This window comes from Vogesella perlucida (assembly GCF_979366545.1).
In genome coordinates this window covers 1-476 of the sequence record NZ_CEETRO010000042.1, presented here as the reverse complement: position 1 = coordinate 476, position 476 = coordinate 1, and the positions used below count along the sequence as shown (strand labels likewise).

1 protein-coding gene is annotated in these 476 nt (G+C 64.3%); it reads right to left on the bottom strand.

Going from position 1 to position 476, the window contains the following annotated elements; translation table 11 throughout:
• A partial coding sequence (locus tag ACZ9XP_RS17815; protein ID WP_465188951.1) for an Ig-like domain-containing protein occupies window positions 1-476 on the bottom strand: 476 nt, incomplete at both ends.

Below are 476 nucleotides of genomic sequence, written 5' to 3'. Positions count from 1 at the left end.
TCGCCTACCTTCACGTCGCCACCGACGGTACCGGTAATGGCCACCTGCTGGCCTGCTTCGGCGGCGTTGATCACGTCGTCGGCGGTGATGTTGGCATTCAGGGTGATGCTGGCCACTGGCGCAGCGGTGTCGACAGCCACGGTGTCGCTGCCGGCGCTGCCCAGGTTACCGGCGGCGTCGGTGTAGCTGCCATTGTTGACGGCTACGCTGGCAGTGCCGGTGAAACCGTCGGTCGCGGTAAAGGTGGCGGTCCACACTTTAGGATCGCTGGCGCTTTGTACCAGGTTGCTGATGCTGCCACCGCTCACGGTCAGGTCGGCGGCGGTAAAGCCTACCGGCGCTTCGCTGAAGGTGAAGGTCACGTTCGATACCTTGTCTGCCACGTTCAGGGCGGCATCCACGATGTTCACCACCACGCTCGGCGCGCCGGTGTCCACGCTGTAACCCTCGGTGTCGCTGACGGTGATGCTGTTGCC